This is a genomic window from Aequorivita sp. 609 (assembly GCF_014212065.1).
GTDB classification, from domain to species: domain Bacteria; phylum Bacteroidota; class Bacteroidia; order Flavobacteriales; family Flavobacteriaceae; genus Aequorivita; species Aequorivita sinensis.
This window is the reverse complement of the sequence record NZ_JACJVM010000214.1, coordinates 23,202-44,688: the sequence shown is the minus strand read 5'-3', so window position 1 is coordinate 44,688 and position 21,487 is coordinate 23,202. Positions and strand designations below refer to the sequence as shown.

The following is a 21,487-nucleotide window of genomic DNA, read 5'->3' as shown; positions in this document are numbered from 1 at the left end:
TCTAAATTAAACAATATTTCCTAAATCTTCCGCAACACATAGTCTTTATAATATCCTTTTTTGTCGGTAAAGGAGGTTTCAATGGTTAGACCTGCTTGTTCGGCCAACCAAGCCACAGTTTTATCGTCGTATTTTTGTGATATTTCGGTGTGGATGGTTTCCCACTGTTCAAAACTTATATCGAGATCAAGGTTTTTAATACGTACATCCATTGCTTCCGTAGCTATTAAAAAGCTTTTTGCAGTGCCGCTTTCTGGGTTGTAGGATTCCCAATGCGTAAATTTATCTACCTCAAAATTCGCGTTTAACTCTCGGTTTATTCGGGTTAAAATGTTTTTGTTGAAGGCAGCGGTAATTCCTGTGTGGTCGTTATAAGCATCCAAAACCGTCTGCGGATTTTTCTTTTGATCGAAACCCATAAACAGTAGGTCTTCTGCCAACATAGTATCTTTTAGTTTGGTGAGAAAGTCGATGGCTTTTGGATGTAGCAAGTTGCCAATATTACTGCCTAAAACCACAATCACTTTTTTTCGTTTGTTAAATCCTTTAAGGCGTTCTAAAACTTCAAAATACTCTCCTATTTCAGCATCTACCGTTAGTGAAGGCATTTCTTGAGCTAGGTTGTTTGTAAGTAATTCTACTGCGTTTTCACTGATATCTATAGGCTTGTAAACAAAATTGAAGTTATTATCGGTCATATACTTGAGCAGCAATTTTGTTTTTTTACCGTCGCCAGCACCAAGTTCGATTAAATCTAAACCATTTTCGCGATCGCGGAAAAGTTCGCCTATGGTTTTAGTATGGGTAGCGAGAATTTCAAATTCGCAACCGGTAAGGTAGTATTCCGGCATAGCCATAATATCCTGAAATAGCTTGTCGCCTTTTTTATCGTAAAAATATTTAGACGATAGGTATTTCGGGAAGCTGCTCAGTCCTTCCTTAACTTCGGTTTTGAATGTGGTATCTCTTTGAGTTTTCGCTTTTATATCCATAGGTTAGGTGTCTGTTATTTTACTAATCTCAAACCTGTAAACTGCCAACGCAGGTTTGTTTGAAAAAAGTTGCGGTAGGTTGGTCGGGTGTGGTTTTTTGAGGTTGCTACAGAGCCGCCGCGCAACACTTTTTGGTTTACCATAAACTTGCCGTTGTATTCGCCAATAGCTCCAGGGGCTTTGGTGTAATTGGGGTAGGGGAGATAGGCACTCTCGGTCCATTCCCAACGGCTGCCCCATTCAAAGTTGTTTTGTGCAGCTTCCCATTCAAATTCGGTAGGAAGTCGGCAGGATTTCCATTGGGCATAAGCAAAGGCTTCGTAATAAGAAATATGTGACAGTGGCGCGTCAAGATCTATTTCTCGAAGTCCTTGTAAGGTGTATTGATGCCACTTCCCGTCAATATTATGCCAATACATAGGAGCTTTAATATTGTTCGTTTTTACCCAATCTAGACCTTCGGCGTGCCATAGATTGAAATCTTCATACCCGCCAGCATTTATAAACGCTAGGTATTCGGCATTGGTAACAAGTTTATTCGAAATTTTATAATCGTGTAGATATACTTTATGTTGTCCCAACTCATTGTCGTAACAAAACGCATCTGGATTGTTATGCCCAATTTCATAAATTCTTTCTTTCATGTCTATCCATTCTCTCTCGAAATTTTGGATGGGGTTTTCAGAAAAGTTATCGTTGTATTTAGGCAACAAGGGATTGTTTCCTAGGATGTATTTTATATCGGTTGTAAGTAGTTCTTGATGTTGTTTTTCGTGATGTATTCCTATTAAAAGCACATCTTTTATTTCTTCTGAAATTCCCTTGTCGGTGTTGTGCAGTTCAGTAAGAAAATCTTTCATTTCTGAAGTTACGTAGTGCCGGTAATCATAAACTTTGGCTACGCCAGGTCGGGAGAGGTTTCCGCGGTCGTTCCTAACCACGCGTTTTCCTACATTCTCGTAATAACTATTGAATACAAAGGCGAAGTCGTCGTGGAAAAGTTTATAGTTTGGCTTGTAGGGCTTTAGAATGAATTCCTCAAAAAACCATGAGGTATGCCCTAGATGCCATTTAGGAGGTGAAACATCTACAATAGGCTGTACAACGTAATCTTCAATTTCCAGCGGCTTGCAAATGTCTTCTGTATGTTGGCGGGTTTCAAGAAAAAATGAAACCAAAGTATCGGTAACAATCATAAAAAAGTGTTTTATCTGAGTAAACTCACATATTATCTACACTTTAAATATAATTATTAATATTGTTTAAGACTATTGTTGCCTCGTTAAACAGTTGTTAAACTAAAAATTCTAATTTTTACGCGTTCTTTTTGGAGGTTCAATTTTAAAGATAATAGGAAGTGAGTATAATACACCCACACGTTTCCCTCTGTGTTCTCCAGGAATCATTTTAGGTAAATTGCTTACCACGCGTTCGGCTTCTGCTTCAATTTCAGGTCGGTCTGCACTTGCCTGAACATCTACTACGTTTCCGTATTTATCAATTTTAAACTGTACGGCAGTTCTGTAAATTTTTGGAGGCAAATTTAAAGCCTCCATTTTTTTCATATTAAAATGCTGGTTGATAAAGGCCGAGATATTTTCGGACATGCATTTTTTTAATACCTCATTGTCGGTTCCAGTGCATCCCAGATATATGGGAACTCGGTCGATAACTGCAAATGGAACATCCTCCCGTGGTGCATTAGCGTCTTGAGCGAATGAAATTGTAGTAAAACCAAAAGCTAAGATGAGTAGAAAATTTTTCATAAGTGCAGGGATAAAATTAATTTTATACTAGAAGAAAACTTGTTTAAAAGCTACTTTCCAGTTTTAAAATTAAAGGGAACGGCCATTTTAATTTTTCTTGGTTTCCCTGCCATCATTCCTGGTTTCGCCATTTTAGGGATGGCCATAATATTTCTTTTTGCTTCTTCTTGTAGCGATTTGGTTCCCCCGGTAACCTTGGTTACTTCAACCAGTCCTTTTTCATTGATAACGAACTCAACGGTTACTTTTCCTTGCTCATTTCTCTTGTAAGCATCGGCAGGATATTTAAAGTTTTTAGAAATATGAGCCGATAACTTTTGGTTGAAACAATTGTCGCGTTCGGCTACGTTACCTTTTTCACATCCAGGCCATACAGGACCAATTTCCTTAAGTGTAACTTCGTTTTTATTTACATTACCCCATTCTTCTTGCGCAAAGATGGTTGTGGAAAATAATATACAAACGGCAATGAGTAGGTTTTTCATAATAGGTTTTTGAAATTATATGGCAACTGCACCTTTAATATGTGGATGCGGATTGTAATCCACTAGAGTAAAGTCGTCAAAAGTGAAACTGAAAATATCTTTTACATTCGGATTTAAAATCATTTTTGGAAGTGGACGCGGCTCGCGAGAGAGTTGAAGTGCAACTTGTTCGTAGTGATTGCTGTAAATATGCGCATCGCCAAAAGTATGAACAAAGTCTCCTGCTTCGTAGCCACAAACTTGTGCCATCATCATTGTAAGTAGTGCGTAAGACGCTATATTAAACGGCACCCCTAAAAAACTATCGGCACTGCGTTGGTATAGTTGGCAAGACAGCTTTCCATCGGCTACATAAAACTGAAAAAATGCGTGGCAAGGTGGAAGTGCAGCTTTTCCATTGGCTACATTTTCGGCAAAAGGTTTTGAAGTGTCGGGCATTACGCTAGGATTCCAAGCGCTTACTAACATTCTGCGGCTGTCTGGATTCTTTTTAAGGGTTTCCACAATTTCTGAAATCTGATCTATTTCTTCACTGTTCCAATTTCTCCATTGATGTCCGTAAACAGGTCCTAAGTCGCCATTTTCATCTGCCCACTCATTCCAAATTCGAACTCCGTTTTCTTTTAAGTACTTTATATTGGTGTCTCCATTCAAAAACCACAATAGTTCGTAAATGATAGATTTTAAGTGAAGTTTTTTAGTAGTAACCATCGGGAAACCTTCGCTGAGGTCAAAACGCATTTGATAGCCAAAAACACTTTTTGTGCCTGTACCAGTACGATCCTGTTTCTCAGTTCCGTTTTCAATTACATGTTTAAGTAAATCGTGGTATTGTTTCATTGTAAAGAAAAATAATTCAGAAAATAAATATAAAAAATCAAACCAACTATTAAACTAAAAAATAGAACAATTATTGCTATCGAATAAGGAAATCAAATTGTTAAACCATTCTATTTCAGAAGTGGTTACTTTCTAATTAAAAGCTGCTCGGTATACTACCCAATAATCATTCCAGCGATGGTTGCTGAAATAAGCGATGCTATTGTTCCCCCAAGTAATGCCTTCATTCCAAACTTAGAAAGCGTTTTACGTTGTCCTGGAGCTAAAGATCCAATTCCACCAATTTGAATTCCGATGGATGCAAAGTTGGCAAAACCGCAAAGCATATACGTAGCCATAATAATACTTTTCTCGTAGTTAAGGTGAAGTCCGTTAGCTACATCTTTAAGTTCAGCAAGTTGAATATATCCTACAAATTCACTGGCTACAAGTTTAATTCCTAATAGTTGTCCCATCATCATCATATCTTCTTTAGCCACTCCAATTAGCCACATTAATGGTGCGAAAACAGTACCGAGTACGGCTTCTAAAGAAAGTGATTTATACGATGAATTTGCTGCCACCCAATCATTTAGGTTTGTGGTGTCTCCAACCCAGCCTAATATTCCGTTTATCATAGCAATAAACGCTACGAAAACTAATAACATAGCTCCAACGTTTACTGCAAGTTTTAACCCTTCGGTAGTTCCATTTGCAATAGCATCCAAAAAGTTAGATCCTATTTTTTCAGAAGAAACTTTTACGTCGGTGTTTATCGATTCGGTTTGTGGGTATAATATTTTTGATATTACAATTGCTCCTGGTGCCGCCATAACTGAAGCTGCTAAAAGGTGTTTTGCAAAAGTAAGTCTAAGCGCAGGGTCGTCGCCTCCTAAAAATCCGATATAGGCTGCAAGTACGGCCCCAGCAACGGTTGCCATTCCTCCAATCATAACCAAGAGCATTTCACTCTTGTTCATTTTTTCTAGGTATGCTTTAATAAGCAAAGGAGCTTCTGTTTGCCCCAAAAAGATATTTCCTGCAACACTTAAACTCTCTGCTCCAGAAATGTGTAGGATTTTGGTGAGTAACCACCCCATTCCTTTTACTACAATTTGTATAATGCCTAAGTAGAAAAGCACTGAGGTTAAGGCAGAGAAAAATATAATAGTTGGTAACACCTGAAGGGCGAAAATAAATCCGTATGAATTTACGTCTAACATTCCTCCAAAAAGGAATTCACTACCTGCTTTTGTGTAATCTAATACGTTTACGAAAACCTGTCCAATGGCTTCAAAAGTAGCTTTTATAAATCCTACTTTTAATACGCCAATAGCAATTACCATTTGGAATAGGAGTCCGATTCCTACTGTCTTCCAGTTAATTGCTTTTCGGTTTGAACTGAAAAGCACTGAAATTAATATAAGGGAAATCATTCCTAAGGCACCACGCCAAATACTGTTGAATGAAATCCCTTGGCTTGGGATTATTTGCGAATTGCTAGTGTCGATATCCAAAACAGTTGCAGCCTCAATGGTGTCGGCTTGTAAACTGTATGTAAAGTTGTTTTCGGAAAGTGTAAGTGTGCTGTCTGTTAGTTGTTCTACTCGAAATCTACGAATGCTGTCGTTTGCACTGTTAAAGAAAAGTACTAGTAGGTTATTCTGAAGAATATAATCTCCACTTGCTAGGGTGCTATCTTTTGGAGCTAGAAGGTATTCAAAAGAACCATCCTTAAGATTTAAGTAGTCTTTTTCGGGATTGATATCTATGATGGAGAGCCCGGTTTGATCTTTTACTTCGGTAAATTGCCAATTCTTTTCGATGCTTTGCCCAAAAACGGTTCCGAAGAATAAAAGCGCAAAGGCTACAAGAGTAAATTTATACATATACTTAAAATCCCAAAAATTATATTCTAACATATTTAGTGGTTGAATTTGCGGTATTTCATATTGCTACGTTAACCGGTAGTTGCCACTTATTTACTTTCGTTTCGATATTTCGTCACGTATGCTAGCGGCCTTTTCGTAATTTTCATTTTTTACGGCTTCATCTAGCATTTTATTCAGTTCGGTTAAACTGAACTTTGTGTAATCTTCTCCGGCTGGTTTTTTAGATTCTTTATCATCCCCTAAAATTAAATTCTCAATCACTTCTTCCTCTTTTTTAGAGAGTGGTTTTTTTGAAGTAGGAGTTTTTAAATATATACCAGCTTTGTCTAAGATGTTTTTATAAGTAAAAATAGGAGCATTAAACCTAAGAGCCAAGGCAATGGCATCACTAGTTCTAGCGTCTATTATTTCTTCTATTTTGTCGTGTTCACAAATAATACTTGAATAAAATACGCCATCCACTAATTTGTGAATTATCACGTGTTTTATCACAATTTCATAGCGGTCGGCAAAGTTTTTAAACAGATCGTGCGTGAGTGGGCGCGGAGGCGTTATTTCCTTCTCAAGTGCTATTGCTATAGACTGTGCTTCAAACGCACCAATAACTATTGGTAGTTTACGCTCGCCGTCAACCTCATTTAAAATAAGTGCATAGGCACCATTTTGCGTTTGGCTGTACGAAATTCCTTTTATGCTAAGTTTTACTAAGCTCATTCTTCAGTAATCAATACGCAGTGAGTTTCGTCAATGCGCAGTTCTTTAAACAATTGTTTATAAAAATAACGAATTTAAATCAATTAAAAAGGCTGTTTAAATGAGGGTGTTTCCTTATTTAAACAGCCTTTTTCGAGGCACAAATTAATAAAAAATTATGCGTTTTGAGCCTTAAACTCTTTTAATTTTTTGTTTAGCTCAGGAACGATTTCAAAAGCATCGCCTACCATCCCGTAGTCTGCAGCTTTAAAGAAAGGAGCTTCCGGATCGTTGTTGATAACAACTTTCACTTTAGAAGCGTTAATTCCTGCCAAATGTTGAATTGCTCCAGAAATTCCAATAGCAATATAAAGGTTTGAAGCTACTGGCTTACCAGTTTGCCCAACGTGTTCGCTATGTGGTCTCCAACCCATATCGCTTACTGGCTTAGAACAAGCTGTAGCAGCACCTAAAATACCTGCAAGCTCTTCAATCATTCCCCAGTTTTCTGGTCCTTTAAGTCCACGACCTCCTGAAACAACTATTTCAGCATCAGCAATGGTAACAGTATCGGTAGCTTTATCTACAGAAACCACTTCCATATCAAAATCGTGAGCGTCAAGGTTTGCAGTGAAGGCTTCAGTAGTAGCTGAAGTTTCATTTTCTTTTAAACCGTATGAGTTTTTACCAATTCCAACAATCTTAATATCAGTTGTTATTTCGGTATTAGCAAAAGCTTTGTTTGTGAAAACGCTGTGCTTCACTTTAAAAGGTGAAGTGCTAGATGGCAATTCAACAACGTTAGGAACAAAACCTGCTTCTAGGTTTACAGCCAATGTAGGCGCTAAAAACTTACTGTTTGCACTCGATGTTAAAACAATAACTTTTGCACCTTCACTTTTAGCAGCTTGACCTATTACATCTGCATAAGCTTCGCCGTTAAACTTGTTTAATTTATCGTCAGAAACTTCTAAAACTTTAGAAGCACCGTACTTTCCTAATTCTGAAGTATCATTCGCATTGATAGCTACAGCTGTAACGGAAGTACCCATTTGGTCTGCAATTCCCTTTGCGTAAGAAACTGCTTCCAAAGCTATTTTCTTTAATTTTCCTTCTTCTGATTCGGTATATACTAAGATCATATCTGTTTTATTTTGTAATTATTATTTTCCCGATAGCTATCGGGATTGGAATTCCAAATCTGAAGCTCCAAATTCCAAATAACTTCCAATTTTTTGTTATTTGGTGCTTACATTTGGTGCTTCAAATTAAATAGCCTTCGCTTCGTTGTGAAGTAGGTTAATTAATTCGTCTACGCTATCTACCAGTTTAACAGCTCCTTTTGGGGCTGGTTTTTCAAATGAAACAGTGCTTGTTTCAGTATTTGCGTCAACAGGCTCTTTTACGTTCAATGGCTTAGTACGCGCTTGCATAATACCACGCATGTTAGGAATGCGAAGATCACTTTCTTCTACCAATCCTTTTTGTCCACCAATTACAAGCGGAAGTGATGTTTTAAGCGTTTCTTTACCACCGTCAATTTCTCTAATTGCCGTAGCTTTATCGCCGTCAACTTCTAGGTTAATACAAGTGTTTACGAAGTTAGCTCCTATTAGTTTTGCTACCATGCCTGGAACCATTCCACCGTTGTAGTCGATAGACTCACGACCACCAATTACTAGGTCGTACCCACCTTCTTTAGCTACGTTTGCAAGTTGTTTTGCAACAGAAAAACCATCGGTTGCAGCAGTGTTGATTCTAATTGCTTCATCAGCACCAATCGCTAACGCTTTTCTAAGTGTAGGTTCGGTTTCTGGACCTCCAACATTTACAACGTGTACAGTTGCACCTTGCTTTTCTTTAAACCACATTGCACGTGTAAGACCAAATTCATCGTTTGGATTAATTACAAACTGAACACCGTTAGTATCAAACTTAGTGTCGCCATCAGTAAAGTTAATCTTTGACGTTGTGTCCGGTACGTGACTAATACAGACTAATATCTTCATTTTTATACTATTTTTGAATTGTAAAAATTGTACAAACCTACTATAGGTAATATACAGCGGTTTGCTTGCGGGCGAAGTTAATAATAATTTAGCTTTTATTTGCTATGCATGCATAATAAATTTTGGTTAAATCTTTGAAATATTACTTAATCAGATTGGAATTATAGTATTTTTGCTTTCCCTAAAAAAAACTTAAGAAAATATTCTTTGGGTTTTTTAAGAGGCTGCAACGTTTTAAAAAAGCGGAACAAGGATAAAAATTATAAAATAAATATGTAAGGCTTACTAGGTTTATAATAAAGCTTAGGATAAACTACAACGAGATATGAAAACACTACAATTTAGAGAAGCTATTGCTGAGGCGATGAGTGAAGAAATGCGTCGCGACGAATCTATTTATTTAATGGGTGAGGAAGTTGCCGAATACAACGGGGCTTACAAAGCTAGTAAAGGAATGCTAGATGAGTTTGGAGCAAAACGTGTAATTGATACTCCAATTTCAGAAAATGGTTTTTCAGGTATAGGTGTAGGGTCTGCTATGAATGGCAATAGACCTATTATTGAGTTTATGACCTTCAATTTCTCTTTAGTTGCAATTGATCAAATTATAAACAACGCTGCTAAAATGCGCCAGATGAGCGGGGGACAATTTAATATTCCTATCGTTTTCCGTGGGCCAACTGCTTCTGCGGGTCAGCTTGCTGCAACCCACAGCCAGGCTTTTGAAAGCTGGTACGCTAACTGTCCTGGATTAAAAGTAATTGTTCCTAGTAACCCTGCCGATGCAAAAGGTTTGTTGAAAAGTGCAATTCGCGATGACGATCCCGTTATTTTTATGGAAAGTGAGCAGATGTATGGTGATAAAGGTGAGGTGCCAGAAGGAGAATACCTAATCCCAATTGGAGTAGCCGATATTAAAAGAAAAGGAACGGATGTAACCATTGTGTCTTTTGGTAAAATTATTAAAGAAGCTTATAAAGCTGCCGAAACTCTTGCTGAAGAAGGAATTGAATGTGAGATTATAGATCTTCGTACTGTTCGTCCATTAGATTATGAAGCAATTTACGAATCGGTAAAGAAAACAAACCGCTTGGTGATTCTGGAAGAAGCGTGGCCATTCGGAAACGTTGCTACCGAAATTACGTATCAAGTTCAAAACAATGTGTTTGACTACTTAGATGCTCCTATTGTAAAAATTAACACCGCTGATACTCCAGCACCATATTCACCTGTTCTTTTAAAAGAATGGTTGCCAGATAGCGAAGACGTTATTAAGGCAGTGAAGAAAGTGCTTTATAAAAAGTAGAAGGTAGCGAGGAGTGGCTAATTTGTAGTTGGGAAACAAAAGACATTTTTGTTGACTTATTACAGGTTAGCCGAATTAAAATGTAACTAAAAGTTTACTTTTTTAAATAATAGCGTTTAAGAAAATTCTTTCAGCAATTATCGAAAAATCATCAAAATAGTTTTTCCTTTTAATTAATGTTTTATTATTTGTGATTTGTTATTTAGTCATTCTTAAAGAATAAATATTTTATCCTCCAGAGTAAATTTATATGAAGCACTTTCTAGTCATTTCGCTTTTAATTCTAAGTGCCTCGATTTTTGCCCAAACGAAAGTTAGTGGGGTAATTAAGGATGAAACGGGATATCCTGTATCATTTGCCAATGTTATTTTTAAAGATTCGCAAGAGGGAACTATCTCTGATGAAAACGGTCGATTTTATTTAGAAAGCGATAAAACGTATAAGGCTGTAGTGTTCTCATTTATGGGGTTTACTACTAAAGAGCAGGAGCTTACTGCACGAAGCACTTATAATATGGAAGTGGTTTTGGAAGAAACTTCCGATGCCCTGGATGAAGTAGTAATTTATACCGGAAAAACTTCTAAAAAAGATAACCCGGCACTAGACATACTGCGTAAAATTTGGGAAAACAGAAGAGAGAACGGGGTTAAAAAGTTCAAACAATACCAATACGATAAATATGAAAAGTTAGAGTTCGATTTAAACACAATCGATAGCGCGCTAATGAGTAATCGTATTTTCAAAGGAATGGAATTTGTCTTTGAACAAACCGATACATCTCGCATTACAGGAAACACCTACTTGCCAATTTTTATAAATGAAGCAGTTTCAAAAGTGTATGGTGATAATACTCTGAAACAAGAAAAAGAAGTGCTTCAAGGGAATAAAAACTCTGGTTTTGACAACAATCAAACGCTTATTGCATTTATAAAAGATCTTTATAGCGAATACGACGTTTACGATAACTACCTAAAGTTTTTTGATAAAGCTTTTACCAGTCCGCTTTCTCGCACTGGAATAGATGTGTACAACTATGTGCTTCAAGACAGTGCGTATCGTGACAACAAATGGTGTTACAATATTGTGTACTATCCACGCCGTAAAAACGAACTTACTTTTAAAGGAGATTTTTGGGTAAACGACACCACTTGGGCGATTAAGGAAATTAATCTTCAAGCTTCAAAAAGTGCAAACCTAAACTGGGTACGTGATGTGTATATCGAGCAGGAGTTTGATGTGTTAAACGACTCCATTTTCCTTATTACCCGCGATTACTTTTTAAGCGATTTTAGTTTTCAGAAGAAGGAAGCTGCCAAAGGTATCTATGGAAAAAGAACAACACTTTATGATAAGTATGTTTTTGATATTCCTAAGGACAAGAAATTCTACACCAAACAAGTAGATCCATACAATTACGATGTTTATAACCGTCCTGATGATTTCTGGGATGAAAACAGAATGGAGAAGCTTAGTAAGGATGAAAAGGGAGTTTATAAAATGCTCGATACCTTGAAAACAGTTGGGCGTTTTAAAGCCTTGTATAATATTGGTGCAACCCTAGCAAGTGGATATTACGAAGTAAATAATTTTGATATTGGTCCCGTATTTTCAATCTTCGGATTTAATGAAGCCGAAGGAATGCGAATACGCCTTGGAGGACGTACGTACTTTAGTCAGAACGACCAATGGCGATTAGAAGGTTTTGGGGCTTATGGTTTTAAAGACGATAGGTTTAAATACGGTCTATCAGCCAAATGGCTTTTAGATAGAAAATCAAGACTAACAGTTTTTGGAGGTAATAGAAGAGATGTAGAACAAACTGGTTCGAGTTTAACCAACAGCAACGATGTATTAGGGCGTAGCCTTGCGTCGTCTTCACTGCTTTCTGTAGGGTCTAACGACCGACTATCGAGGATAAACCTAAGTACAATTGGGTTTGATATTGAGCCTTGGAAAAACTTCATCATTCGGTTAACAGGATCTTACCGAACATTAAAATCGGCTACCGATACTTTTAGTATCGATTATAAAGTGATGGAAGATGGCGTTTTTACAGGAGATGTAAAAAGCCATTTAAAACAAGCTGAAATTCAGTTTGGATTCTTCTATACCCCGGGTAGAAAAACTTCAGGGTATGGGGTGGAACGAACAGTTATAAACACTGGAAACTTCCCATCATTCTTTGCAGGCTATAGCTATGGTTTAAAAGATGTAATGGGTGGAGATTTTGAATACAAAAAGTTGCAAGCGCTATACACACAACCGTGGAATATTGGCGGAATTGGCCGACTGTTATCTACTGTAGAAGTAGGAACAACCATTGGAGCTGTGCCTTTAAGTTTGCTAAACCCAATTCCTGGAAACCAAACGTACTTTAGTTTATACAACACTTTTACCCAGCTTGATTATTACGAATTTGTGAGCGATACTTATGCTTCGTTACATTTACAACACAACTTTGGAGGAAGAGTTTTCTCTAGAATTCCATTGCTTCGAAAGTTAGACTTACGTGAAGTAGTTGGATTTAGAGCTGTTTACGGAACCATTTCGCAGGAAAATATAGATTTAAACGCATCGAACATTGTTTACAAAGCTCCTGAAGATATTTACTGGGAGTGGAGTGTAGGTGTCGGGAATATTTTCCGCGTGTTTAGGTTAGACTTTAACTTCCGTGGAAACTACCTAGACAATCCAGGGGCAAGAGACTTTGGTGTTACTGGAGTTTTTGGGTTTGAGTTTTAGAAAACTCTTTTCTTTAGAAGTGCTTTTAAGTACTTAAAATATACTCTTACCTTTGCCAAATGCCATTAAAAACCACACATATTACGAGCCCGATTCAAGAAGTTGATCTCAGTCTGTTTGGCATTAATGGATATTCGCTTTTTGTAAAGCGCGAAGATTTATTGCACCCATTCGTTTCAGGAAATAAATTCAGAAAACTGAAATACAACCTACTGCGTGCTAAAGAAGAAAATCACGAAACGCTACTCACTTTTGGGGGAGCATATTCAAACCATATAGCAGCAGTGGCAGCAGCAGGAAAGGAAATGGGATTTAAAACCATCGGAGTAATTCGAGGGGAAGAACTCGAAAGTAAAATCTCTGAAAACCCAACGCTTAGCTTTGCTAAAGAATGTGGCATGAAGTTTCTTTTTATTTCACGTGAAGCGTATCGAAATAAAGACAGTCAGTCCTTTCTTGATTCATTAATAAAAAATACAGGCAAATGTTATATCATTCCTGAAGGGGGTAGTAATCATTTAGCTGTAAAAGGCTGTGAAGAAATCTTAGACGAACACACTAAACGATTCGATACCATTTGTGTTGCAGTTGGCACAGGAGGAACAATAGCTGGCCTAATAAATGCTTCAGAAGAGCATCAAAATGTACTCGGATTTTCAGCTTTAAAAGGAAATTTTCAGACTTCTGAAATTAAAAAATACACTGCTAAAACTAATTATACTATTACCGATGCGTATTGTTTTGGGGGTTATGCTAAAATAGATCCTAAATTAATACGTTTCATAAATGAGTTTAAGGAAAAAACGGCAATTCCGTTAGATCCTGTCTATACTGGCAAGATGATGTACGGTATTTTTGAGCTGCTTAAAAATGAGTATTTCAAAGAAAATAGCTGTATTTTTGCCGTGCATACTGGAGGCCTTCAAGGCATTGCTGGTCTTAATAAAAAGTTGAAAAAGAAAAACCTTCCTACAATTGAATAAAATGATTGCTAGACTTATCGCCCTTTCACTAATTAGTGTAATATTTTTCGGGAGTTGTAAATCCAAAAAAACAGCTACTCGCTATACAAAAAAGCCCAAAACAGAGCGTGTTGTAAAAGTGCAACAACCCGACGAAAAAGGGACAAAAGCAGAAGAGCCGGAAGTAGTTATTATACCTAAAAACCTTTCGTATAATGAGCGCGTTGAATTTTATATAAATCAGTATCGCGATATTGCAAAGGACAATATGGTAAACTACAAGATCCCTGCAAGTATAACTTTGGCGCAAGGGATTTTAGAAAGTGGTGCTGGTGCGGGCGAACTTACCCAAAAAGCAAACAACCACTTTGGAATAAAATGCCATACAGGTTGGGAAGGCGAAAGAGCGTATCACGACGATGATGAAAAGCAAGAGTGTTTCCGAAAATATACACATCCAAAGTATTCGTACCGCGACCATTCCCTGTTTTTGACGCAACGCAGCCGTTACCAAGATTTGTTTAGTCTTCGTATAGACGATTATAAAGGTTGGGCGAGAGGACTACGTAGAGCGGGTTATGCTACAGACCCTAAATACCCAGAAAAACTTATTAGTATTATTGAAAGATATCGTTTAGATAGATTCGACAAAGAGGTTTTAGGCGGAAAAGTATCGGAACCTACTTCCAACGATATCGAAATCGCTACGTATTATGTAAAGCCAGGCGATACCTTGTATAATATATCGCAACGCTTCAACGTAACTGTGGAGGCTATTAAGAGATACAATGGGTTAAAAGATAACACCATTTCTGTAGGCCAGGTTTTATACTTGGGTTCAACAAAATAATAATGCATTAAAATATACCTATCTGCACTTTTTATTGATGTGGTGTAGCGTTAGGCGTGATATAGAAATAAAGAATTTTGTTATGAGTATGATTTATCAAAGAAGTAGTGCTTTGTTTGTAGAAGCACAAAAAGTAATTCCAGGAGGAGTGAATTCTCCAGTAAGAGCTTTTAAATCGGTGGGAGGAACGCCGATTTTTGCAAAAAAGGCAGAAGGAGCTTATATATATGATGAAGATGGCAATAAGCTGGTAGATTACATTAATTCGTGGGGACCAATGATTTTAGGGCACGCTCACAAACCTGTAGTGGATGCGGTAATCGACAAAACTAAAAGCGGAACATCTTTCGGTATGCCAACTGAAATTGAAACCGATATTGCTAAACTAGCCGTATCTATGGTTCCTAATGTTGATAAAATTCGTTTTGTAAATAGTGGAACTGAAGCGTGTATGAGTGCTGTTAGATTGGCACGTGGATTTACAGGAAAAGATAAAATTATCAAGTTCGCTGGCTGTTACCACGGTCATAGTGATTCATTCTTAATTCAAGCTGGAAGTGGAGCGATTACATTTGGAGAGCCTAACAGCCCTGGTGTAACCGAAGGAACTGCGAAAGACACTCTTCTTGCTACTTACAACGACTTAGATAATGTAGCTGAAACTATTGCTGCAAATCAAGGCGAAATAGCTTGTATCATTCTTGAGCCTGTTGCTGGAAATATGGGGTGTATTCCACCTGCAGATGGTTTCTTACAAGGGTTGAGAAAGCTTTGTGATGATAATAACATCTTACTCATCTTTGATGAGGTGATGACGGGCTTTAGGCTTGCACCTGGAGGCGCACAAGAGCTTTTTGGTATTGATGCAGACATTGTAACCTTTGGTAAGGTTATCGGTGGTGGACTGCCTGTAGGGGCTTTTGCTGCGAGAGCAGAAATTATGGATTATTTAGCGCCAATTGGTCCTGTTTATCAAGCGGGAACGTTAAGTGGAAATCCATTGGCTATGGCTGCAGGACTTGCAATGCTTAAAGAATTAGATGCTAATCGCAATATTTACAATTCTATAAACGAAAAGACAGCATACTTACATAAAGGATTAAGTGAAGCCTTAACCTCTGAAAATGTAAAACACACAATTAATCGTCTTGGTTCGATGATTTCAATTCATTTCTCTGAAACGCCAGTAACAAATTTTGATTCTGCCGCTGCTGCGAGTAATGATAACTTCAAAAAGTTTTTCCACGGAATGCTAAACGAAGGTGTTTACATTGCACCGAGTGCTTTTGAAACCTGGTTTATCTCTGATGCTTTAACGTATGAAGATTTAGATTTCACCATTGAAGCTTGTCGCAAGGTTGCTAAAAGTCTTTCGTAACAGAAATACTTACAAGAATAAAAAAAGGCTTTTACATTTCGGTAAAAGCCTTTTTTTGTTGGGTTATTTCTTCAATCCAGGAGGATATTCAGCTAAAATTTTAGCTACAATCTCGCGAATTCTTTCTTCTTTCTTTTCCATATTGCTAGTCACCAAATCTGCATTTCCCATTCCTTGCCAAACCAGATTGTTAGTTTTTGCATCTATTAAATCTATAAAAAGTGTGCCTTCGGTAGTGCGTGAAACGCTACTTCCTCCATAGTATGTTCCGTAGTACCACGGGCTCCATCCCCAACCGTAGCCAAAGTTGTTGTTGTAAACATCAACACGCTCGCGTTCTTTAGTAAAAATACTTACAAGTAAGTCTGGAGTTTCAGATTTCGACATTCCTTTTGCACTTAGGTTTGCATCAATAGCACGAAGGATTCGTTTTTTGTCTAAGTCGCTTATTTTAGCCTTGTCTATTCCAGGCTTAAAAAAGGCAAAAGAACGGTATTGATTAAAATTTGCTTCTTTATCGTAATCAGTTGCTACACGAACGGTGGAGCAGGAAGTGAAAACGAAAAGCAGCAACAGCGGTAAAAATTTAAGTGCTTTCATAGATTTTATTTTTTAGGTGAATAAACTATCGTCAACGAAATTTGGAAGCGTAACTTTTAGGTTTGGATTGTTGTCCATTGCGCGTTTAATTGCGAAAACCGCTTCGTCATTTCTTGCCCAGCTACGTCTTGATATTCCGTTGTTTACATCCCAGAAAAGCATGTTTTCAAGTCGTCGTTGTGCGTCATTAGTACCATCAAGAACCATTCCGAAACCTCCGTTTATAACTTCACCCCAGCCAACGCCACCGCCGTTGTGTATGCTTACCCAAGTAGCACCTCTAAAACTATCGCCAATAACATTTTGAATAGCCATATCTGCAGTAAACCTGCTTCCGTCGTAAATATTAGAGGTTTCACGGTAAGGAGAATCGGTTCCGGATACATCGTGATGGTCGCGACCTAAAACAACAGGTCCGATTTTTCCTTCAGAAATAGCTTTGTTAAATGCTGAAGCTATTTGGATTCTTCCATCGGCATCGGCGTAAAGGATACGGGCTTGAGAGCCAACAACAAGTTTGTTTTGCTGAGCTCCTTTAATCCATGTGATGTTATCTTGCATTTGCTGTTGGATTTCTTTTGGGGAATTTTTCATCAATTCCTCAAGAACTTCACAGGCAATTTCATCGGTTTTTTGTAAATCTTCTGCTTTTCCTGAAGCACAAACCCAACGGAAAGGTCCGAAACCAAAGTCGAAACACATTGGTCCCATAATATCTTGTACGTATGAAGGGTATCTAAATTCTTTACCTTTTTCATCAGAAAGCACATCGGCACCGGCACGCGAAGCTTCTAGCAAAAATGCATTTCCGTAATCGAAGAAGTACGTTCCTTTTTCAGTGTGTTTGTTAATAGCTGCAACTTGGCGGCGTAAACTTCTCTGAACTTCCTTTTTGAATTGCTCAGGGTTGTTAGCCATCACATCGTTGGCTTCCTCGTATGTCAATCCAACAGGGTAATAACCTCCTGCCCACGGATTGTGAAGTGAGGTTTGATCACTTCCTAAATCAATTTTAATATTTTCTTCTGCAAACTTTTCCCAAACTTCCACCACGTTTCCGTCGAAGGCAATAGAAACTGTTTCTTTATTAGCAGTAGCTTCTTTTACACGTTTTGAAAGTTCGTCTAAATCTGAAATAATCTCATCTACCCAACCTTGAGAATGTCTGGTTTCTGTGGCTTTTTTATTTATTTCAGCGCAAACGGTAACGCATCCTGCAATATTCCCAGCTTTTGGTTGAGCACCGCTCATTCCTCCTAGACCTGAAGTTACAAATAATCCGCCTTGAGTTGCCTTTTTAATTTTTCTAAACCCATTAAGAACCGTAATTGTAGTTCCGTGTACAATTCCTTGTGGGCCAATGTACATATAGCTTCCCGCCGTCATCTGTCCGTATTGGGTAACCCCAAGCGCGTTGAACTTCTCCCAGTCGTCCGGCTTTGAGTAATTAGGAATCATCATTCCGTTGGTAACGACAACTCTTGGAGCGTCTTTGTGCGAAGGGAAAAGTCCCATAGGATGTCCAGAATAAACAGCTAATGTCTGCTCATCGGTCATTTCCGATAGGTATTTCATCGTTAATAAATACTGCGCCCAGTTTTGGAAAACAGCACCGTTTCCTCCGTAGGTAATAAGTTCGTGTGGGTGTTGCGCTACAGCATAGTCCAAGTTGTTTTGAATCATTAGCATAATAGCTTTTGCCTGCTCACTCTTTCCTGGATATTCCTCGATAGGGCGTGCGTACATTTTATAATCTGGACGGAAACGATACATATAGATACGTCCGTACTTTTCTAATTCCTCACGAAACTCAGGTAGGAGGGTAGCGTGGTGTTTCGGTTCAAAATAACGAAGCGCATTGCGTAAAGCTAATTCCTTTTCTTCGTCAGTTAGAATTTCTTTTCGCTTTGGCGCGTGATTAATAGACGGGTCGTAGGCCTTCTTTTCCGGTAAAACAGAAGGAATTCCTTGTTGTATTTGTTCTTTAAAGTTCATTATTTAATATGTTTTCTGTGAAACGTCTGTAGCTTTACATCGAAAATGTTAACCGCAAAGGCGCAAAGCTCGCAGAGTTATAAGTTATTTGCTATTCTTTTAAGTCCATCAATTAATTTTAATTCATGAGCTAAACAGATTTCATATGTACTCTCAAGAAGTCCAGGTCCGAGTTGTTTATGATCTTCTATACAGGCACCGATCATTTTTGAAGAAATCTCGTTTTCAGTCATGTTGTATATTTTTCTTCGCGTCCTCTGCGACTCTGCGGTGCGAGGTTTCACGCGATAGTATAGAGTATGCAAAGTTTTTATTGACGCTTTACATTTTTCTTACCTATCCGCGAAGTGGAAGGATCAAACCCATACGGACAATGGCGACATCCACTTTGGCAGCAATACCCACGTTTTAAATGGTATTGTTCGGTAAAACATTTATATCCTTCAGGAGTAAGGTAGTAATCACCTTCTTCTAGTTCTATTTTTTTCTTTGGAAATAACATATTACAAAAGTACGGATTTCGATGATGAATTTTTAAAAATGAATTGGAATCCATCCATTCAATAATTAAGCTTTAAATTTGCAAGACTAATACTAAAGTAATGACAAAACATAAAGCCGGATTCGTAAATATAATAGGAAACCCTAACGTGGGCAAAAGTACATTAATGAACGCTTTTGTGGGCGAGCGACTTTCAATTATTACTTCTAAAGCGCAAACCACCCGTCACCGTATTTTAGGGATTGTAAATGGGGATGATTTTCAAGTGTTATTGAGCGACACCCCAGGAATTATAAAACCTGCTTATCAGTTGCAGGAAAGTATGATGGATTTTGTGAAATCTGCTTTTGAGGATGCCGACGTATTATTGTATTTGGTAGAATTAGGTGAAAAGGAGCTTAAAGATGAAGCTTTCTTTAATAAAATTAAAAACGCCAAGATTCCCGTATTACTTCTTATAAATAAAATCGACCAAGGGAATGAAGAGCTGCTTACTGAAGCCCTTCAGCTTTGGCAAGAAAAAGTACCAAATGCCGAGATTTTTGCTATTTCAGCACTTCAGAATTTTGGAGTTCCTGAAGTATTTAATCGAATCATCGAATTATTACCTGAATCGCCAGCTTTCTATCCAAAAGATCAGCTAACGGATAAGCCTGAACGCTTTTTCGTAAACGAAGCTATTCGCGAGAAAATATTGATTCACTATAAAAAAGAAATTCCATATTCTGTAGAAATTGATACAGAAGAGTTTTTTGAAGACGACAACATAATCCGAATTCGCAGTGTGATTATGGTTGAACGCGATACCCAAAAAGGGATTATTATTGGTCATAAAGGTTCGGCCTTAAAACGAGTAGGGATAGAAGCAAGAAAGGATTTAGAGGAATTCTTCGGAAAACAAATTCACCTTGAATTATATGTGAAAGTGAATAAAAATTGGCGTAGCGACGAGAGACAATTACGTCGTTTTGGGTATAATAACAAGTAATGATTTATGTAATTCTCTTTATTGCATTAGTGGCGTTTGCGGTTTATGCTTTTACACAAAACAAAAAACGTCCAGTTAAACCATTTCCTGAGGAATGGAAACCGCTTTTGAAGGAGAATGTACTTTTTTACAGAAATCTTTCTGAATCTGAACAAAAAAGGTTTCGCGAGCGAATGATGCTTTTTTTAAGCGAAGTTTATATTGAAGCCGTTAATACAGATTTAGAGGAATTGGATAAAGTGCTAATTGCCGCAAGTTCTGTAATTCCTGTTTTTGGTTTTAAAGAATGGCATTATAACAATTTAAGCGGAATTATTCTTTACCCAGATAATTTCAACGACGAGCTTGTGTTTGAAACGAATGGTGAAAAGCGTGTTATCGCCGGTCTTGTTGGTTCGGGAAGATTTGAAAAACAAATGATTCTTTCTAAAAAAGCACTGCATCACGGTTTTAAGAATGAAACCGATAAAGGAAATACATCGGTTCATGAATTTGTTCACCTTATCGATAAAATGGATGGGGAAGCAGATGGTGTGCCTGAGCGACTACTACAACGACAATATATTACTCCTTGGTTGAAATTAATGCACGAGGAAATGGAAGCCATAAATAATAATCAATCTGATATTCGGGCGTATGGCGGAACTAGTGAGATTGAATTCTTAGCAGTAGCTTCAGAATATTTTTTTGAGCGGCCAGCGCTTTTTAAAAGAAAACATCCTGAACTATATGAAATGCTAGAAAAATGTTTTCAGCAAAATCCAGCGAAGAAGAATTCTAAAAAGTGAAACTTAAAAATGTTTCTACTTTATTGGAAAGGAATAGTCGTCTGCTAATTAGAATTTAAAACTTCATTCATAAAATCATACAGTTCTCGCATTCCCGGTTTTCCTTTTTTCTTTCCTATACTTCCAGCTAAATAGAGCAAGAACCAGATAATTATTAATGCTACTGCTATCCCGATTTGAAGCGCTATAGGGTTTCCTAAATTATGGTTGGAATAAAGCCAAATTAAATCTACCATAAACAATATCGCTACTACCACGTGAAAAAACATAAACATAGTCCATACCGTTGGATTTGGTCCAAAGAAACCGTGAAGGGTACTAGTGTTTTCGGATTCAGAAATTTCTAAATGAAGTTGTGGAGACCAAAAATCCTGCTTGTTTTTTGGAAGTTTTATGAAGATATGATCGTCTATACAAGATATATGAAATCTCTCTTGTGCGTTTTTTGCTTCAGAGAATTTGCCAAGTATTTGTGAGTGTGGTTGTTCTAACTCGATTTTAAATCGCGGTCTTAAAACTATTTCATTCGGAAGCATAATTCACTCTTGTACTTTTAATAATTAAATAGAAGATTCAGTATTCTATAAACCTTGTTTTAAACCTGAAGGTTATCTGATTTTCGAGGCGTTTTTTAAGTTATAAAACCCTTTTATCCTTCGTCTTAAGTGTTACAGTTTTAAATGATATTAAAATATCAAATAGTAACTATTTTTTTATAA

The 21,487-nt window shown here is 37.5% G+C and carries 21 protein-coding genes; 7 read left to right on the top strand and 14 right to left on the bottom strand.

Annotation, left to right across the window (positions count from 1 at the left end; translation table 11 throughout):
- Positions 1–20: 20 nt before the first annotated feature.
- The 9 genes from H4O20_RS14265 to H4O20_RS14225 form a co-directional block, all read right to left on the bottom strand.
- Positions 21–992, bottom strand: coding sequence for an L-histidine N(alpha)-methyltransferase (locus tag H4O20_RS14265; RefSeq protein ID WP_185099716.1), 972 nt, complete (start codon positions 990–992; stop codon positions 21–23).
- Between the two features lie 14 nt (positions 993–1,006).
- On the bottom strand, positions 1,007–2,188 hold the full coding sequence (gene egtB, locus H4O20_RS14260; protein WP_185099715.1) for an ergothioneine biosynthesis protein EgtB: 1,182 nt from the start codon (positions 2,186–2,188) through the stop codon (positions 1,007–1,009).
- A 111-nt stretch (positions 2,189–2,299) separates the two neighbouring features.
- Complete coding sequence (locus tag H4O20_RS14255; RefSeq protein ID WP_139855913.1) at positions 2,300–2,758, bottom strand: energy transducer TonB; 459 nt, start codon at positions 2,756–2,758, stop codon at positions 2,300–2,302.
- Positions 2,759–2,808: 50 nt separating this feature from the next.
- The gene (locus tag H4O20_RS14250; RefSeq protein ID WP_139855914.1) at positions 2,809–3,243 is read right to left on the bottom strand and encodes an energy transducer TonB; all 435 of its coding nucleotides are present in this window, start codon (positions 3,241–3,243) and stop codon (positions 2,809–2,811) included.
- Positions 3,244–3,258: 15 nt separating this feature from the next.
- On the bottom strand, positions 3,259–4,083 hold the full coding sequence (locus H4O20_RS14245) for a thymidylate synthase (RefSeq protein WP_185099714.1): 825 nt from the start codon (positions 4,081–4,083) through the stop codon (positions 3,259–3,261).
- 155 nt (positions 4,084–4,238) lie between these two features.
- A complete protein-coding gene (locus H4O20_RS14240; RefSeq protein ID WP_185099754.1) occupies positions 4,239–5,951 on the bottom strand; it encodes a NupC/NupG family nucleoside CNT transporter in 1,713 nt (570 codons plus the stop codon).
- A gap of 93 nt (positions 5,952–6,044) precedes the next feature.
- Positions 6,045–6,668, bottom strand: a complete 624-nt coding sequence (locus tag H4O20_RS14235) for a bifunctional nuclease family protein (protein WP_139855916.1) — start codon at positions 6,666–6,668, stop codon at positions 6,045–6,047.
- A gap of 155 nt (positions 6,669–6,823) precedes the next feature.
- On the bottom strand, positions 6,824–7,789 hold the full coding sequence (locus tag H4O20_RS14230; RefSeq protein ID WP_139855917.1) for an electron transfer flavoprotein subunit alpha/FixB family protein: 966 nt from the start codon (positions 7,787–7,789) through the stop codon (positions 6,824–6,826).
- Positions 7,790–7,915: 126 nt separating this feature from the next.
- The gene (locus H4O20_RS14225; protein WP_185099713.1) at positions 7,916–8,656 is read right to left on the bottom strand and encodes an electron transfer flavoprotein subunit beta/FixA family protein; all 741 of its coding nucleotides are present in this window, start codon (positions 8,654–8,656) and stop codon (positions 7,916–7,918) included.
- A 325-nt stretch (positions 8,657–8,981) separates the two neighbouring features.
- Between H4O20_RS14225 and H4O20_RS14220 the strand changes: the two genes are divergently transcribed.
- From H4O20_RS14220 to hemL, 5 genes are all read left to right on the top strand, one after another.
- Positions 8,982–9,962 carry a pyruvate dehydrogenase complex E1 component subunit beta gene (locus tag H4O20_RS14220; protein WP_139855919.1) on the top strand — a complete coding sequence of 327 codons (981 nt, stop codon included), beginning with the start codon at positions 8,982–8,984 and terminating at the stop codon, positions 9,960–9,962.
- Between the two features lie 250 nt (positions 9,963–10,212).
- The gene (locus H4O20_RS14215; RefSeq protein ID WP_185099712.1) at positions 10,213–12,705 is read left to right on the top strand and encodes a DUF5686 and carboxypeptidase-like regulatory domain-containing protein; all 2,493 of its coding nucleotides are present in this window, start codon (positions 10,213–10,215) and stop codon (positions 12,703–12,705) included.
- A gap of 59 nt (positions 12,706–12,764) precedes the next feature.
- Complete coding sequence (locus H4O20_RS14210) at positions 12,765–13,688, top strand: 1-aminocyclopropane-1-carboxylate deaminase/D-cysteine desulfhydrase (protein WP_185099711.1); 924 nt, start codon at positions 12,765–12,767, stop codon at positions 13,686–13,688.
- Position 13,689: 1 nt separating this feature from the next.
- On the top strand, positions 13,690–14,517 hold the full coding sequence (locus H4O20_RS14205; protein ID WP_185099753.1) for a glucosaminidase domain-containing protein: 828 nt from the start codon (positions 13,690–13,692) through the stop codon (positions 14,515–14,517).
- Positions 14,518–14,605: 88 nt separating this feature from the next.
- Entirely contained in the window at positions 14,606–15,895 is a 1,290-nt protein-coding gene (hemL, locus tag H4O20_RS14200) for a glutamate-1-semialdehyde 2,1-aminomutase (protein ID WP_185099752.1), read from the top strand.
- A gap of 63 nt (positions 15,896–15,958) precedes the next feature.
- On the opposite strand, the gene H4O20_RS14195 is transcribed toward hemL, so the two are convergent.
- The 4 genes from H4O20_RS14195 to H4O20_RS14180 all read right to left on the bottom strand — a co-directional run bounded on the left by H4O20_RS14195 (position 15,959) and on the right by H4O20_RS14180 (position 18,992).
- Positions 15,959–16,495 carry a DUF4136 domain-containing protein gene (locus tag H4O20_RS14195; protein WP_139855922.1) on the bottom strand — a complete coding sequence of 179 codons (537 nt, stop codon included), beginning with the start codon at positions 16,493–16,495 and terminating at the stop codon, positions 15,959–15,961.
- A gap of 12 nt (positions 16,496–16,507) precedes the next feature.
- The gene (locus tag H4O20_RS14190) at positions 16,508–18,490 is read right to left on the bottom strand and encodes a urocanate hydratase (RefSeq protein WP_185099710.1); all 1,983 of its coding nucleotides are present in this window, start codon (positions 18,488–18,490) and stop codon (positions 16,508–16,510) included.
- A gap of 77 nt (positions 18,491–18,567) precedes the next feature.
- Positions 18,568–18,723, bottom strand: coding sequence for a GxxExxY protein (locus tag H4O20_RS14185; protein ID WP_185099709.1), 156 nt, complete (start codon positions 18,721–18,723; stop codon positions 18,568–18,570).
- 77 nt (positions 18,724–18,800) lie between these two features.
- On the bottom strand, positions 18,801–18,992 hold the full coding sequence (locus tag H4O20_RS14180; protein WP_185099751.1) for a DUF5522 domain-containing protein: 192 nt from the start codon (positions 18,990–18,992) through the stop codon (positions 18,801–18,803).
- Between the two features lie 100 nt (positions 18,993–19,092).
- Between H4O20_RS14180 and era the strand changes: the two genes are divergently transcribed.
- Together era and H4O20_RS14170 are read left to right on the top strand one after the other, a co-directional pair.
- The gene (gene era, locus H4O20_RS14175; RefSeq protein ID WP_185099708.1) at positions 19,093–19,980 is read left to right on the top strand and encodes a GTPase Era; all 888 of its coding nucleotides are present in this window, start codon (positions 19,093–19,095) and stop codon (positions 19,978–19,980) included.
- Complete coding sequence (locus tag H4O20_RS14170) at positions 19,980–20,768, top strand: zinc-dependent peptidase (RefSeq protein ID WP_185099707.1); 789 nt, start codon at positions 19,980–19,982, stop codon at positions 20,766–20,768. The genes era and H4O20_RS14170 overlap by 1 nt, the downstream gene beginning before the upstream one ends.
- A gap of 44 nt (positions 20,769–20,812) precedes the next feature.
- On the opposite strand, the gene H4O20_RS14165 is transcribed toward H4O20_RS14170, so the two are convergent.
- Positions 20,813–21,304, bottom strand: a complete 492-nt coding sequence (locus H4O20_RS14165) for a GTP-binding protein (RefSeq protein ID WP_139855927.1) — start codon at positions 21,302–21,304, stop codon at positions 20,813–20,815.
- Between the last annotated feature and the right edge of the window lie 183 nt (positions 21,305–21,487).

What these genes read in the sequence shown, in the direction of transcription:
- H4O20_RS14170 (WP_185099707.1), top strand. Translation starts at nt 19,980, where the DNA reads ATGATTTATGTAATTCTCTTTATTGCATTAGTGGCGTTTGCGGTTTAT.
- hemL (WP_185099752.1), top strand. Translation starts at nt 14,606, where the DNA reads ATGATTTATCAAAGAAGTAGTGCTTTGTTTGTAGAAGCACAAAAAGTA.
- H4O20_RS14250 (WP_139855914.1), bottom strand. Translation starts at nt 3,243, where the DNA reads ATGAAAAACCTACTCATTGCCGTTTGTATATTATTTTCCACAACCATC.
- H4O20_RS14255 (WP_139855913.1), bottom strand. Translation starts at nt 2,758, where the DNA reads ATGAAAAATTTTCTACTCATCTTAGCTTTTGGTTTTACTACAATTTCA.
- H4O20_RS14165 (WP_139855927.1), bottom strand. Translation starts at nt 21,304, where the DNA reads ATGCTTCCGAATGAAATAGTTTTAAGACCGCGATTTAAAATCGAGTTA.
- H4O20_RS14240 (WP_185099754.1), bottom strand. Translation starts at nt 5,951, where the DNA reads ATGTATAAATTTACTCTTGTAGCCTTTGCGCTTTTATTCTTCGGAACC.
- egtB (WP_185099715.1), bottom strand. Translation starts at nt 2,188, where the DNA reads ATGATTGTTACCGATACTTTGGTTTCATTTTTTCTTGAAACCCGCCAA.
- H4O20_RS14210 (WP_185099711.1), top strand. Translation starts at nt 12,765, where the DNA reads ATGCCATTAAAAACCACACATATTACGAGCCCGATTCAAGAAGTTGAT.
- H4O20_RS14245 (WP_185099714.1), bottom strand. Translation starts at nt 4,083, where the DNA reads ATGAAACAATACCACGATTTACTTAAACATGTAATTGAAAACGGAACT.
- H4O20_RS14195 (WP_139855922.1), bottom strand. Translation starts at nt 16,495, where the DNA reads ATGAAAGCACTTAAATTTTTACCGCTGTTGCTGCTTTTCGTTTTCACT.
- H4O20_RS14190 (WP_185099710.1), bottom strand. Translation starts at nt 18,490, where the DNA reads ATGAACTTTAAAGAACAAATACAACAAGGAATTCCTTCTGTTTTACCG.
- H4O20_RS14185 (WP_185099709.1), bottom strand. Translation starts at nt 18,723, where the DNA reads ATGACTGAAAACGAGATTTCTTCAAAAATGATCGGTGCCTGTATAGAA.
- era (WP_185099708.1), top strand. Translation starts at nt 19,093, where the DNA reads ATGACAAAACATAAAGCCGGATTCGTAAATATAATAGGAAACCCTAAC.
- H4O20_RS14235 (WP_139855916.1), bottom strand. Translation starts at nt 6,668, where the DNA reads ATGAGCTTAGTAAAACTTAGCATAAAAGGAATTTCGTACAGCCAAACG.
- H4O20_RS14230 (WP_139855917.1), bottom strand. Translation starts at nt 7,789, where the DNA reads ATGATCTTAGTATATACCGAATCAGAAGAAGGAAAATTAAAGAAAATA.
- H4O20_RS14220 (WP_139855919.1), top strand. Translation starts at nt 8,982, where the DNA reads ATGAAAACACTACAATTTAGAGAAGCTATTGCTGAGGCGATGAGTGAA.
- H4O20_RS14225 (WP_185099713.1), bottom strand. Translation starts at nt 8,656, where the DNA reads ATGAAGATATTAGTCTGTATTAGTCACGTACCGGACACAACGTCAAAG.
- H4O20_RS14215 (WP_185099712.1), top strand. Translation starts at nt 10,213, where the DNA reads ATGAAGCACTTTCTAGTCATTTCGCTTTTAATTCTAAGTGCCTCGATT.
- H4O20_RS14205 (WP_185099753.1), top strand. Translation starts at nt 13,690, where the DNA reads ATGATTGCTAGACTTATCGCCCTTTCACTAATTAGTGTAATATTTTTC.
- H4O20_RS14265 (WP_185099716.1), bottom strand. Translation starts at nt 992, where the DNA reads ATGGATATAAAAGCGAAAACTCAAAGAGATACCACATTCAAAACCGAA.
- H4O20_RS14180 (WP_185099751.1), bottom strand. Translation starts at nt 18,992, where the DNA reads ATGTTATTTCCAAAGAAAAAAATAGAACTAGAAGAAGGTGATTACTAC.